Raw genomic sequence first — 12,984 nt, 5'->3', positions numbered from 1 at the left:
TCATAAGGGTATCGTATCATCTTGAACTATACAAAATTTTGTATAGCAAGGGCGCTCTTATCGCAGGCACCCTTGAAGACGGCTTCTTCGGCCCGACCATTCGGTATTTTAGGTTTCCAATGCGTTCTTTAACCATTGGAAGCGTTCTTGAATCATCGCCTGGGGATGAATATTTTTGGATGAAGCGGCCTTGGCCGCGAAGCTGGCGAAATTTAACCCCGCGCCAAACAACTGCAGCGCCCCGTCCGCAAGATTTCCACGTTTGAGCTGTTCGATGCCGTCCTCCATAAAGTTATTGCTTTCGTCCAGATGACAGTCCGCTATGTATTTTTCCCCTTCGTGATACAATTTAAGGTTTTCAATAATTTGATTGGCTGTTTTTTCTGAAATATCCGCATCAATTTCAATCAGCATGTCATTAATCGGGGCGACTAATTTTCCATACAAGCTGTCATATTGCCGGCAAGCATCTGCTATTTTTTCTCTTAACTCTGTGGCGCTCATTCGTTTCACTCCTTTTAAAATAATATGCGAATCGGCCAATCCCCCGATGTTGCTCAGCGGCCCGTCTCCTCACGCCGGGTAATCCCGTATATCCACGATATGCCGGATTGAAGCGGAACAGCCCTGCGAATAAGCAGGGCCGATATGAAGGGTAATCATGAGCACAATCGGAGGATACAGCCATCATAATTAGTAGATAAACGCGCGGGAAACGATAACGAGCAAAATAAAGAGAACCAAGATTACGCCTGTAGAAGTCCAGAGACCCCCAACTCCACCTACTCCGCTCATTCGAATAACCTCCTTTCATTTGATACTCCATGATATTGGAATGACGGCCCGTTTGACTTGGCTATCCCCCAGAACATCAAAAACAGGCTGCCCGGCAAACTCTTGATTCCACCTCAACAATCCGGCTGAAGACGGCGGCGCAAAATCTGTACTCTTCGTTCAATTGCGTATGGACGTTGGAACTTTGCAGTCTAATTTCCATTATTCTGGCATTGAGCCTCCCCTACCCGGTTTATATAATGCAGGGGAAGGGAGGAAAAGCATGAAGAAACTTATTTTACCTTTTTTGGCGGTTATCCTTTGTCTGTCGTCCCTCATTCCTGCAGCTTCGGCCGCGCCTACACTCCAGCAAGGAAGCTACAGCGGGGATGTGTGGGACTTGCAATTTCGTCTGCAAATACTGGATTACTACCGTCAACCTATAGACGGAATATTTGGTTCTAATACAGCGCAGGCCGTGCGTCGCTTTCAACAGGATTACGGCTTGAAGGTTGACGGCATCGCCGGCCCGAACACATGGCAAGCGTTGAAGCGGGTATCGGTCAATGCCGACGAATTGAAGATGCTCGCTCGCACAGTCTATAGCGAGGCCCGCGGCGAGCCGTACACCGGACAAGTCGCGGTGGCGGCTGTCGTGATGAACCGTCTGCAATCGCCTCAGTTTCCGAATACGATTGCCGGCGTCATTTTCCAGCCGCTAGCGTTCACGGCCGTGGATGACGGCCAATATTGGCTGGATCCGGACAGCACGGCTTATGCTGCCGCTTGGGAAGCGGTGCGGGGATGGGACCCGACGAACGGGGCGCTTTATTATTTCAATCCGGCCACCGCGACGTCCAAGTGGATCTGGTCGCGCCAGCAGACCGGCAAAATCGGCAATCATATTTTTGCAATCTAAGGCCAAGACAGGGAACCTCTTCGGGGGTTCCCTCTATGGTCGCCCTATACTATTTTTCGCCCACTTTGCCCCCCGTCATGCTCATGACGCCGGCTGAACGCATACAGTAGAGCAAAGGAGGGAATATAGGTGCCGTCCTACCGCATCATCGTCGATTTATCGGCTCGCATGCTGTACTTGCTGGACGGAGACCGTGTCGTCCGCGGCTACCCCGTCGGCATCGGCAAGATGGTGACCCGGACCCCAACGGGAGAATTTACGATTATCAATAAGCAGGCTAACCCCGGCGGCCCTTACGGCGCCTTATGGATGGGCCTCTCCAAGCCTCATTACGGCATCCACGGAACCGACGATCCGTCTTCCATCGGCAGGGAAGTATCCCACGGATGCATTCGGATGCATAATGCCGATGTCCTGCAGTTGTCTTCCTATGTTCCCGTCAATACCCGCGTCACGATACGGCCGTGATCCCGGGATCCTTTGGCCTCTCCCCCCGCTCGAACGGCAGAGCCGAAGAGACGATCTTCGGCTCCTTACGCCAGCTCCCAGCTTGTCCGGATGACGATCGAGAATATCCATCTCCTTCCTCTGCCCGCGTATAAGCCGCTCATTCAATCTAAGCAGCGGCGCAACCTCGACGAAGCACGAAAAAAGCGCGCCTGTTCGCGGCGCGCCCGGATGTATTCAATCATCGCCCATCCAGCCCCGAACAGAGCGAGCGGGGCTTACCGGTGGTTAGTACATAAACCCACGGGATACGATAACCAACAAAATAAAGAGAACCAGGATCACGCCTGTCGATGTCCAGAGTCCCCCAAAGCCATAACCGCGCTCCTTAACTCCATCGCTCATTTTGTAACCTCCTTTTCACTGAAGATACAATGTATTGTATTACCTGCCTAACGGATCCGACTCCGTTAAACGCCTAACTCTGCATAGAAAAAAGCCGCCGTTGCCCGGCGGCTCTATATTGACAGCACAGTTACAACAGATAAGGCTCTGTCAGACCGTACTCTTCTTCCATATGTTGAATCCATTCCTCCAGCTCGCTTAATTGCTCATAGACACGGACGGTAATGGATGAACCGTTCGCCGTATCGCGATAGAGGACGACAGGGCTGCCTTGGGTTATTCGCGCTCGAGCCCGATTGTATATGGCGTCGATGTGCTCCCAATCTCCCTGCTGATAAGCGCCACCAATTTGGTTGAGATTGATCGTGAATTGCTCCATGCTCTATCCCCTCCTTGTGATGGGTATGCCTTTCCTTCTTAGTATACCCAAGGTTGCCCGATTTGTAACCGTCTGGCACTCGATTTTTATCGGAATTTTATAAATTCGCCCATCCGCTCGAATGCGAATCGGTTGCGGATGCGGGTATACTATAAAATAGAACAGGCTGGCCCCGATTGCCGGGTGCGGCCGGAAGAAAGGAGTGCAGGCAATGCCTTCCATGCCGAAGCTGCTGATTGGGGCAGGGATTATCCTTATCGTCATCGGATTATTATGGGCCGGGTTGGGCCGCTGGATTCCGTTTGGCCGCCTGCCGGGCGATATCGTGGTCAAAAAGGGCGGATTTGCTTTTTATTTTCCCATCGTCACCTGCATCATTATCAGTATCGTCGGATCGCTGCTGCTGGCGCTTTTTCGCAAATAAAAAAATGGAACCGAGCGCCTCTTACATGACTCCATAGGCCCCAAAGCTGGCGCTCCCGTGGTCGGTCTGCGACCACCTCCGGTAGGCGGCGAAATATTCCGCAATGATTCCGGTCGAGAGCGATGCATAAATTTCTCCGATGGCCCGGCCGGAGTCATGGAACGGCTCCAGCCCATCGATGGTAAGCACCCCGTAGCTGCCAAGCGGCAAGCACATCAATGCCTGGTAGGGACTTTTGGAATCTGTATTCCGCTCCCAATCCTCATCCTTCGTCACATCCGCGATCTGCACGATCGCCTGCTTCCGGTACGATCTTCCGGCTACCGAGCGATCGATATGGAGCTGGCGCTCCCCGACATAATGCTTCGGGAAGCCCGCCGAGGCGAAGCGCAGCGTCAGCATCTGATCCGTGTGCAGCCAGATGCCGCAGCGATGATGCCCCCCCCGCCTTCAGCTTCATGTCGACGGCCAAAATATCCAGCATCCGCTGCAGCAGGAAGGACGCTTCCGTCAGGACGGAATACGGGTCCGCGATCGCCCGGATATCGTTCAGCGCATCCATGAACGGCTTCACGTCGCGCAGCGCAGACAACGTCTGCTGGGCGGTATGCTCATCCATCATCTGGGCGCTCCGCAATTCGTCCATCCGGAGCTGAATATCTTGCATCCGATCGTCACGGCGCATGACATCGGCGATCATATCGCTAAGCTTTTTATTGATATAGAGCGTCTTCACGAAATAAAAAATCATACCCGCGGCCATGACGACCGCGAACACTTGATACGCCCACGGAGGCAGCTTATCGAGCATTGATTTCATTAACCCTTCCATGCGTCATCCTCCTTCCATTATGCCTTTGACACAAGCCTATGACAAAAATTGGACGAACATGCATTCCGCCCCCGAATTTGCGCAAAAAAAGACCCGTCCGGTCCCTCCCCCGCGGGAAGAGATCGGACGGGCCTTCGCTCATGTTGTATATTAACCATGCTGATGGTGAACAGCTGTCTGCGAACGCACCGGTACGGCACGCTGCGGCACGCCTGCCTGTACGGTCCAAGTAATGACCTTGCCCGCAATGCTTACCGCGAGAATCGTATACAGCGTATCCCACAGCGGCAAATAGAACAAGGAGACCAGGAGCACCGCAATATCGATCAGCATAAACACCGTGCCGACACTTATCTTCGTCAAGCGGCTGATGAGTAAGGCTACGATATCGTCGCCGCCCGTCGCGCCTCCGTGGCGGAGCACGATTCCCGCGGCGAAGCCGGTCAGCACTCCGGATACGACCGCCGCCAGCACCATATTGCTGCCGAAATTCATCACCCACGGCGAGTAGCGCTCGCAGAGCTCGTAAGTCAGGGAGAACACTCCCGTCGCCAGCGCGGTGTTCATAATGAACCTTCGCCCCTGGAAGAACCAAGCGGCGATGAATACCGGGATATCGAGCATCAGGACGGTCAGCGCGGGTGACCAGTCGAATGTATATTTTCCGATCAGCGCGAGACCGACAAATCCGCCTTCAGCCAGGTGATTCTGAAAATTAATGTGATAATAGCTGAAAGCCAACAGCATTGAGCCTAACAACATCCATACAATATGACGTAATTGTTCGTTTTTCCTCATCTTGGTTCCCTCTCGTCGTTCGTGAATTCGTCCTTCGACCGACGGCGGGAAGCCAGATAGAGGAGCAGGTCCTTCGCATCATTTCACGCTTCCTTCGCAGTCAGTCTGCATCGTAGTGACGGGTCTCTGCGAGAGGAAGCTAGATGTAAGAAAGATCATAACGTTTCCAGACTGTCCTTTGGGGAAGCATCCTTCGGGGACACATTGGTATCCTGATCCTTTCTTTTTTTGATTTGGCATTTTGAACCAATACCGGGTTGCAACATGTTGCTATACCTGTATTATATCATAATGTATATTCCGGCCCTACCGTACCTATGCTCCGAATATCGCCTCCGTTCTGTTTTAATCGCATTGTCCCCGTATCTGGCTTGCTCCGCTCCATGTTTGAACGGCTCCCTCCCGGTTTCTCTCGTAAATGCTCCGTCGTTCACGAATATCTCATGTTTACTGTGCGCAAGATCACACAGTGATCTATATCACTTCGTTAGACTGGAGTCATTCCGTTGCGGAATTTCACTTACGAAAGGATGAGATATGATGCTGACACCGCGCACCATTGAGATTGTGAAGGCGACTGTACCCGTTCTGGAAGCGCATGGCCAACAGATTACGACGCGGTTCTATGAGATGATGTTCTCGAACCATCCCGAGCTGCTCAATATTTTCAATCACGCGAACCAGCGTCAGGGCCGCCAGTCGCAGGCGCTCGCCTCGGCTATTTATGCCGCGGCCGCGCATATCGACCGCCTGGAGGACATTATGCCGGTCGTGAAGCAGATCGGCCACAAGCACCGGGCCCTCCATATTCAACCGGAGCATTACCCGATTGTCGGGAAGCATCTGCTGCTGGCCATCAAGGATGTGCTTCGGGATGCGGCGACCGATGACATTTTGGAGGCCTGGGCAGAGGCGTACGGCGTCATCGCCGATATTTTCATCCAGGTGGAGCGCGATATGTATCAGGCGGCGGCCGAGGCGGAAGGCGGCTGGGAAGGCTTCCGCAGCTTCCGCGTCGTCCGCAAGGCGCCGGAATCGGATGTCATTGCGTCGTTCTATCTTCAGCCGGAAGACGGCGGCGCCATCTCTTCTTATCTTCCGGGACAGTATATTACGGTACGGGTGAAGCCGGAGGGTTCGGAGAATACGCATTTGCGCCATTACAGCCTGTCCCAGGCTCCAGGGGGGGAGACCTACCGCATCAGCGTCAAGCGCGAGGGCGGCGATGATCATTCCCCTGCCGGCATCGTATCGTGCTATCTGCATGACGTTGTGCAGGAAGGCGATCGGCTGGAGCTGACGGCGCCGGCCGGCGACTTCACGCTGCGTACAGGGCTCTCGTCCCCGGTCGTGCTCCTCAGCGGCGGGGTAGGCATCACGCCTATGATGAGCATGCTGCATGCGCTGGCGAAGCATGAGCCGCAACGGGACGTTTATTTCATTCATTCCGCGCGGAACCGCCAGGTGCATGCGTTCCATGACGAGATTCGCTCCTTGACGGAAGCGAATGAACGCATTCGGAGCTTCGTCTGCTACGAGCGCGCCGAGGCGGGCGACACTTGTGAACGCCAAGGATTCATTGACGAGACATGGCTGGCATCCGCGTTGCCGGCCGAGTTGTGGCAGCGGGCGGATACGTACTTCTGCGGGCCGGTGCCGTTCATGAAGGCCGTCTATCGGGCTCTGCCCGGACTGGGGGTTGCCCCCGAGCGAATTCATTACGAGTTCTTCGGACCGGCCGGGGTATTGGAGGAAGCGTAACGGCAAGCTTGCCCCAGGAGCACGAATGCGCCAATATGTCGGGGACGTCTGCGCCAACTATCGGGGAGGTTCAGGTAAAATCGAGGCTGTCCCGATAGGCGGTGCTTAAGGAAGCGGGGCGAGTCGGAACAACACAGAGAAGACGGGCGGCGGGCAAACGGCAGATGATGGATGAGGCAATGAAATCCTGCGTAGATGCAGGATTTCATTGTATTTAATCCGCTATTTTCTTAAATTGATGCAAAAATACATTATTTTCGGCGTTTTTTGACTTATTGCCATGTAATAGGCTGAAATTGATGCCGTTTTGCAGGATTCCCTGTAACGGACTACACCTCATATAGGAAAGCTGCATTTTTGCAGTTTTCCGGCGAGTCGAGCGTTGGAAAATAGGGGGCGGTCTCACTGTGAGACCGCCCCTTCTTATCCCAGCCAGCTTCCTTTTCTTCGGACGCTACGGCTCGAACCCGATATGCAGGACTTGCGCGACGAGAAGCGGCAAATCCGTATTGTTGTGCAATCCCCGGAACAAATCCGCCCCCGGGCCGAATGCATAGATCTGCACGTCGACGCCGGTGTGCAAATAGGTTGTCCAGGATATCAAGGCACGTTCGCTAATGACGCCGTTAATGGCATGGACCGCATCTTCGGCGTTCTTGATTTTGCTCGCTTCCGCAGCAGTCGCATCAATGCCCGCATACGTTTTAAGCACTTCTGCGGCATTGCTTCTGTCCGACTTCAGCTTGTCGGCCATATAGAGTCCGGATGCTTTGACATGATGCAGCACTTGAAGCTTGGCATCCGTCTGACCGTATCCGCCGACCGACATCCCTCCTGTATCATGATCGCCGACGACAACGACTAACGTGTTGCCGTCCTTTTGGGCGAAGTCGACCGCCAGCGCGACCGCCTCTTCGAAAGCCTGCGTGTCTTTCATGGCCCATGCGGCGTCATTGTAGTGCCCGGCCGAATCGATCTGGCTCCCTTCCACCAGCAGGAAAAAGCCGGCTTTGTTTTGACGGAGAATATCGATTGCTTTCGCGGTCATTTCCTTCAAGCTGGGTTCATTCGTATGCTCCCGATCAAGCTCGGGGGCCATGTCCCCGCCCGCGAACAACCCAAGCAGCTTGCTGCCTTTTGCGGCCTGCAGTTGAGTGCGGTCCTCCACGATGGTGTAACCGCTGCGCCTTGCTTCCTCCACAAGATTGCGCGACTTTTGTTTGCCGCCCATCGACTCAGGCAGAAAGAAGGTCTTGCCCCCTCCCAGCAGGACATCGGCATTTCCCAGCTGCTGCGGCGCGATGTCGCTTTCTTCCTCGCGGGAAGCGATATGCGACGAAAATGCGGCCGGCGTCGCGTCGGTAATGCTCGAAGTGGCGACCAGACCGGTTGACTTGCCCTGTTCCCGGGCCGCCTCGAGAATCGTCCGGCGCTGCTTGCCGTCCGGAGTCGTCCCGATCATCCCGTTGTTCGTCTTGTGCCCCGTCGCCATCGCCGTCGCGGCAGCGGCGGAGTCGGTTAGCGCCGAATTGGCCGAGTACGTTCTCACCATGCCTGCCAGCATCCGGTCCATTACGGACAGCTCGCCTTTGTATAAGCGGTAGCTGGCGGCATAGGCGGGTGAAAAGCCGTCCGGAACCATAAAAATAATGTTTTTCGCCTTCGTCGAGGCCGCGTCTGCCGAATTGGCCGGAAAGCCAACATGAAAACAGGCAAGCACGGTGGCCAAAACGATCGCGGCAAGTTTACGTGTCATCCTTCATTTCCCCCATCCTCAAGCTCATTCCGTCTCCGGTCCCTCTGCTGTCCCGGGACGAATCAAGATGGCGCGGCACTCGAACCGGCCGTTGAGGCCGCATGACTGTCGTGCTCCGCCAACATCCGCTTCAGGACGTTGTCGCTAATGCGGGCGACATTGTTGTCGTAGCCGTTCCAGGCAAGACTCCCGGCCCAGTTGATCGAACCGACGGAGAATACGGCGCCCCCGCCGTGGATATCGAAATAGGTCATATCCGCCCGTACAAGCGGGTTTTCGCGCCCTCCTTGACCTGGTGCCGTATTTAATTGATCTTCATGCACAAATTGGTAATTATTATCAAATCCAGTGGACGTGGCCAGCCACAGCGTATGCGGAGGCGTGCCGAATTTGAGGTCATAGCGATCAATCTCGTCGCCGGCCGCCCCGCCAGCCGCGTATCCGAAGTCGCCAATGATCTCGTCATCCCCGATGCCTTCAAAAATAAACTGCGCCGACGGATGGAAGCTGTCCTCCAAGCGCCGGTAACCGCATGCGGTGGCGCCGCCCAAAGCGGTCACGCCTACCCCGACAAGCCGCTGAGGGACGTAACCAAAATGACGCCATATGCCTCCAGGCTCGCCTGTCGTGCTGTGAAACAGTTCGCCCGGCGGAGAATCCGAGGAGCGCGAGCCGGCGTTGCCGCGCCGCACTTCCAGTAAATGCGGCCGCTCCGGATCGAGACTCGTCACCCAATAAAATCCGTTGCCTCCCAGATACATTAAGCGGCCGCCCTCCGCCATATACTGCTCCAGCGCTTTCATCATCGGGCGCGTCCAATATTCGGGATGGCTGCCGGTAATCACTACCTTGTAACGTCCCAGCAAATCGGCGCCTTCATGGTGCAAGTCTTCGTCCGTGGCGATGTCATGGCTCTGCCCCCGCTGCTCCAGCCAGCCGGTAATGTACAGATCGGCGGAGAAATGGCGCACAGCCCGCCAGTTCCGGTAATGAGGCCGGATATTCAGGAGCGGGCGCAGCCGGGAAGAATATTGTACCCCGCTGCCATCGTTGTGCAGGTCATAAATGGAGCTGCCCATTTCCGGATGCTCGTCCAAATAAACATCCTGCGCCGGAAGAACATAATCCTCGCCCAAATAGTCTTTGGCATACTTGAACAGCCGCTCGTTGCCATAAGCAAGATACGTATTGGTCGGCGCCAGGAACAGGACGGGAGCGGTTGCCGTTCCCTGCGTCGGCCGCACGAAAAACGGAATGTAATCGACGCTGCCTTCGGCCTCCAGCTTCAGCGCATAGATGCCGCTTCGCAGATCCTCCGGGATCCGCCACGTGATGTCCGCTTCCCAGCCGGCATCCTCGATGTCGTTGTCATGAAAATGAATGGCCGCGTATTGTTCCGGCGCGAGCCGGTAGTCTGTCTGCTCCCCGGTCCAATTGTGGCTTGTCACGGCCCGGGTACCGCCTTGGCGCAAAATCCCGTGATGCCCTCCAGCCGACCGATCGGAAAGGCGGGTTGACGATATGCCGACGCTGAAGTCATAATCGGCAATGAGATGCGCGCCATCGGGCTCCGTGTTCGTGCCGCGCGCCATATCATGCAGCTCGGCCTCGGAAAAATAATGCTGGAACAAACGCGGGTTTCCGATTTTTCCGTTATAATGGCGGGACACGCCGCCTGGAGCCGCAGAGTCCGAATCCGCAGCCAGCAGCACCTTGGAGATGACCGCTTGACTGTAGTCCAGCTTCACGGCCGCCTTGCAGACTTGCGTGCCGTCGTCGGGCCTCCAGCCGGCCCGTTGACTCACGAAGAGCATGGCCTCTTCGCGGCTGCCGGAATATTGAACGGCGACGAAGTGCCACTCATGACCGTTCAACGGCGCTTCCGCCCGAACGGCAACGGAATAACCGCATCCGCCGTTCAATGAAAACGTCACATGCCCGTCCTCGTCCAGCGTCACACCCGCCCCGGATGAACCGTCGGCGGATCGGGCAGACCAGATTGTCTGAGCGTTGACGTATTGCGGAATCGTAGGGTACACCCACATCTGAAGCGAGAATTCCCCGGCTTGCATCCATTCCTCCGGCAGCGGCAGCTCGGCATAGGAGCCAATCGCGGTGACCTGCCGCCGTCCCGGGTATTCGCCGGCGCAGTCCGCCGGTACCGGTTCCGTCGGCAAATAGGTCGAATGGTCCGGATCGGGCATCCCGCCGCATAGCCGCACCACACTGGCGCTATAACTCGGACTCGCCGTATCAATCATAAAATTCAGTGCTTGGCCGGGCTGAACGCTGAATCGATCCGCATATCCGACAACGGTTACGGCATCCTGCCTCTTTGCATTTGTCACGCTTCCTGTTCCCTGTTCATTTGGCTTCATTGAAATTCCTCCGTTAGTTCAGAATTTTCTTATTCGCCTTGAATCCGCTTCGTCGTGGCTGCAAAAAAGTGACGCCGAGCCTCGATGCTGGAGCTCACCCCTTTCTAGCAAATTTCGATATTTTTGTCATAATTCCACTCATGATGTCATATATTTCAAAATAATTATAGCATGCTAAGTTTTTCAATAGAATCTATTTTTTTGTATCCGATGCATCCCGCCTATTGTGCTCGAAGAGATCGGCTTTTTACGCCAACGCCAATAAAAAAATCGCGCTCTGCGGCAGGCTTCTGCCAGAGAGCGCGATATCCAGGCTCAGTGAGCTTTCCAATTTATTTCGCATCAGGCCCAGCTTATTGGCCTGCCTGCTTGCTGTGAATGACCCACTCCGCCAGACGCTTGACGCTGCTGATGGAATCCAGCGTCAAATCGTCTTCGTCCAGCGTAAAATCAAACCGCCTTTCTACTTCCGCAAGCAGTCTCATCACGGTCATAGAGTCCAAAATTCCGGTCTCGCCAATTAAGACGGTATCCGTATCGACAACAGGCAGCTTGAGCATATTCTGAATGATCTCGGCAATTTCATGTTCAATCGCATCGCGGTTCATCGTCTATTCTCCTATCTCGAGCCAATCGAATGCCCTCCGCGGGAGCGGGAGCTGCAGCATATAGACGGATTGCTCATTCTCCGTAGCCGTTTTCTTGAAGCCCAGCATCTCCAGCAGCAGTCTCGCCGGCAGATTCCGTTGCCGGCTGACTAACCGGCAGCGCGCCGCGGCCGCCTGCGGCAGCTGTCGCTCCAGCCGTTGCAGGACGGTGTACAAAAAGGCGGAAGCGATGCCCCGGCCTTCAATCCGGCAGGAGATGCAAAACAGATTGATGTCGATCCCGTCATCGGCTGCGCTCGCGAAGCAGGTACCGATCAGCCCGTGCGCGCCGAACCGGTCCTCCAGCCTGGCCACATACAAGTAATGGTTATCCTGAGCGCAATACGATTCGACGAAAGGAAAGTCAACCCGTTCCAACAGGCTGTTCATCTGGTTCGTGCGGCGAGACAGTTCGACTACCCTCGGGTAATCTTCTTCCCGGGCCACTTGGATCCGCAGCTTCATCCCGCATTCCTTCAAAAATTGCTCCCGGCTGCCCTTATGGGCTTTGCGAGCTTCCTCCCGCAGGCGGCGCGCCTGCATGTACTGCCGCCGGTTGGCCGCTTCTTCGGTCAACTCGCCTGCCTGGAATTCCGAATAACCGGGAAGCTCCCGATATTGCTCGGCGGCATAGGTGCGCACCTCCGGCACATAAAAGTTCACTTCGAAGCGCTCGAACGGATCATTGTCGATAAAGGCCATAGCATCCAAGCCGATGTTCAGTTCCTGGGCAATCCGCTCGATGCTCGCCGCCTTGGAATCGAAATGACATTGCGGGGACAAGAAATAATGGGCGATGCCCAACTGCTCGAGCTTGTCCTTCACTTGCTCCCACCGGTTACGGCTGGCGATGCTGTGCAGAATCCCGCGCCGATCCAGCGTATCAAGGATGCTTGCCATCTCCGGCTGCAGCCTGATGCCGGCCTCGTCTTCCCTCAGCGTTCCTTCCCACAGCGTATCGTCCAGATCCCATACGATACATTTAATCATCTGCTTCACCGGAGAACCATTCCATCGTCAGATGCGTCGGCTTGAAGCCGTACTTCTTGTACAGCAGCCTCATCGGCAAATTGCTCACATGCACCTTTCCGATGATGCGCTCGGTTCCCTCCCTCTTGCAATACGTCATGCCCGCCTCGAACAGCTCATCCACATAGGCGGTGCCGCGGTAGGGCTCTGCGATATAGAAGCTTTTGAAATTCGCGTACATCTGTTTCGTGACCGAGTTTTCGCGCGGCGTAATCCACATCCAGCCTGCGACATTTCCGTCAACCTCCAGCACCAACATTCCTTTTCTTTCGTAGTGAAGCGCTTTTTCCAGCTTCCTGACATGAAAGCGGGGATCGGTTATCGCCTCCTCCCCGAATGAGATAACGGAAATATCCGTTTCAAATTGAGCGATAACCGCAATATCATCCGGCTCGATCTGTCTAATCGGCATCTTGCTATGACTCCATTCTGCGT

At 55.1% G+C, this 12,984-nt stretch carries 16 protein-coding genes; 4 read left to right on the top strand and 12 right to left on the bottom strand.

What is annotated here, in order from left to right:
* Positions 1-108: 108 nt before the first annotated feature.
* Both L6439_RS09640 and L6439_RS09635 read right to left on the bottom strand, forming a co-directional pair.
* Positions 109-504, bottom strand: a complete 396-nt coding sequence (locus L6439_RS09640) for a hypothetical protein (protein WP_213470263.1) — start codon at positions 502-504, stop codon at positions 109-111.
* Between the two features lie 189 nt (positions 505-693).
* Positions 694-795, bottom strand: a complete 102-nt coding sequence (locus L6439_RS09635; protein WP_237096806.1) for a sporulation protein YjcZ — start codon at positions 793-795, stop codon at positions 694-696.
* A gap of 262 nt (positions 796-1,057) precedes the next feature.
* Between L6439_RS09635 and sleB the strand changes: the two genes are divergently transcribed.
* Together sleB and L6439_RS09625 are read left to right on the top strand one after the other, a co-directional pair.
* Positions 1,058-1,693, top strand: a complete 636-nt coding sequence (gene sleB / locus L6439_RS09630; RefSeq protein ID WP_213470261.1) for a spore cortex-lytic enzyme — start codon at positions 1,058-1,060, stop codon at positions 1,691-1,693.
* Between the two features lie 129 nt (positions 1,694-1,822).
* Entirely contained in the window at positions 1,823-2,161 is a 339-nt protein-coding gene (locus L6439_RS09625; RefSeq protein ID WP_213470259.1) for a L,D-transpeptidase, read from the top strand.
* 267 nt (positions 2,162-2,428) lie between these two features.
* On the opposite strand, the gene L6439_RS09620 is transcribed toward L6439_RS09625, so the two are convergent.
* Positions 2,429-2,545, bottom strand: coding sequence for a sporulation protein YjcZ (locus L6439_RS09620; RefSeq protein ID WP_237096805.1), 117 nt, complete (start codon positions 2,543-2,545; stop codon positions 2,429-2,431).
* 130 nt (positions 2,546-2,675) lie between these two features.
* Positions 2,676-2,924, bottom strand: a complete 249-nt coding sequence (locus L6439_RS09615; RefSeq protein WP_168181536.1) for a hydrogenase maturation factor — start codon at positions 2,922-2,924, stop codon at positions 2,676-2,678.
* Between the two features lie 211 nt (positions 2,925-3,135).
* On the opposite strand from L6439_RS09615, the gene L6439_RS09610 reads away from it, so the two are divergent.
* On the top strand, positions 3,136-3,348 hold the full coding sequence (locus L6439_RS09610) for a DUF2905 domain-containing protein (protein ID WP_168181535.1): 213 nt from the start codon (positions 3,136-3,138) through the stop codon (positions 3,346-3,348).
* 21 nt (positions 3,349-3,369) lie between these two features.
* Here L6439_RS09610 and L6439_RS09605 read toward each other — a convergent pair whose 3' ends face one another.
* The 3 genes from L6439_RS09605 to L6439_RS09595 form a co-directional block, all read right to left on the bottom strand.
* Positions 3,370-3,639 carry a hypothetical protein gene (locus L6439_RS09605; protein ID WP_237096804.1) on the bottom strand — a complete coding sequence of 90 codons (270 nt, stop codon included), beginning with the start codon at positions 3,637-3,639 and terminating at the stop codon, positions 3,370-3,372.
* Positions 3,611-4,180 (bottom strand): hypothetical protein, encoded by a 570-nt coding sequence (locus L6439_RS09600; protein WP_237096803.1) that lies wholly within the window; start codon positions 4,178-4,180, stop codon positions 3,611-3,613. The genes L6439_RS09605 and L6439_RS09600 overlap by 29 nt, the downstream gene beginning before the upstream one ends.
* 150 nt (positions 4,181-4,330) lie before the next feature.
* Complete coding sequence (locus L6439_RS09595; RefSeq protein WP_237096802.1) at positions 4,331-4,978, bottom strand: YitT family protein; 648 nt, start codon at positions 4,976-4,978, stop codon at positions 4,331-4,333.
* Between the two features lie 540 nt (positions 4,979-5,518).
* Here L6439_RS09595 and hmpA point away from each other — a divergent pair.
* Complete coding sequence (gene hmpA / locus L6439_RS09590) at positions 5,519-6,739, top strand: NO-inducible flavohemoprotein (RefSeq protein ID WP_168181533.1); 1,221 nt, start codon at positions 5,519-5,521, stop codon at positions 6,737-6,739.
* 454 nt (positions 6,740-7,193) lie between these two features.
* On the opposite strand, the gene L6439_RS09585 is transcribed toward hmpA, so the two are convergent.
* The 5 genes from L6439_RS09585 to L6439_RS09565 form a co-directional block, all read right to left on the bottom strand.
* Positions 7,194-8,495 carry an alkaline phosphatase gene (locus tag L6439_RS09585; RefSeq protein WP_168181532.1) on the bottom strand — a complete coding sequence of 434 codons (1,302 nt, stop codon included), beginning with the start codon at positions 8,493-8,495 and terminating at the stop codon, positions 7,194-7,196.
* 62 nt (positions 8,496-8,557) lie between these two features.
* Positions 8,558-10,873: a N,N-dimethylformamidase beta subunit family domain-containing protein gene (locus L6439_RS09580; RefSeq protein ID WP_213470257.1), complete on the bottom strand. Its 2,316-nt coding sequence runs from the start codon at positions 10,871-10,873 to the stop codon at positions 8,558-8,560.
* Positions 10,874-11,226: 353 nt separating this feature from the next.
* The gene (locus L6439_RS09575; RefSeq protein ID WP_168181530.1) at positions 11,227-11,481 is read right to left on the bottom strand and encodes an acyl carrier protein; all 255 of its coding nucleotides are present in this window, start codon (positions 11,479-11,481) and stop codon (positions 11,227-11,229) included.
* 3 nt (positions 11,482-11,484) lie between these two features.
* On the bottom strand, positions 11,485-12,510 hold the full coding sequence (locus L6439_RS09570) for an HAD-IIIC family phosphatase (RefSeq protein ID WP_210429563.1): 1,026 nt from the start codon (positions 12,508-12,510) through the stop codon (positions 11,485-11,487).
* Positions 12,503-12,961, bottom strand: coding sequence for a GNAT family N-acetyltransferase (locus tag L6439_RS09565; protein WP_168181528.1), 459 nt, complete (start codon positions 12,959-12,961; stop codon positions 12,503-12,505). Before L6439_RS09565 ends, L6439_RS09570 begins: the two co-directional genes overlap by 8 nt.
* Positions 12,962-12,984: the final 23 nt, after the last annotated feature.

It is taken from the genome of Paenibacillus dendritiformis, from assembly GCF_021654795.1.
Lineage (GTDB): Bacteria > Bacillota > Bacilli > Paenibacillales > Paenibacillaceae > Paenibacillus_B.
This window is presented reverse-complemented; position numbering and strand designations above follow the sequence as displayed.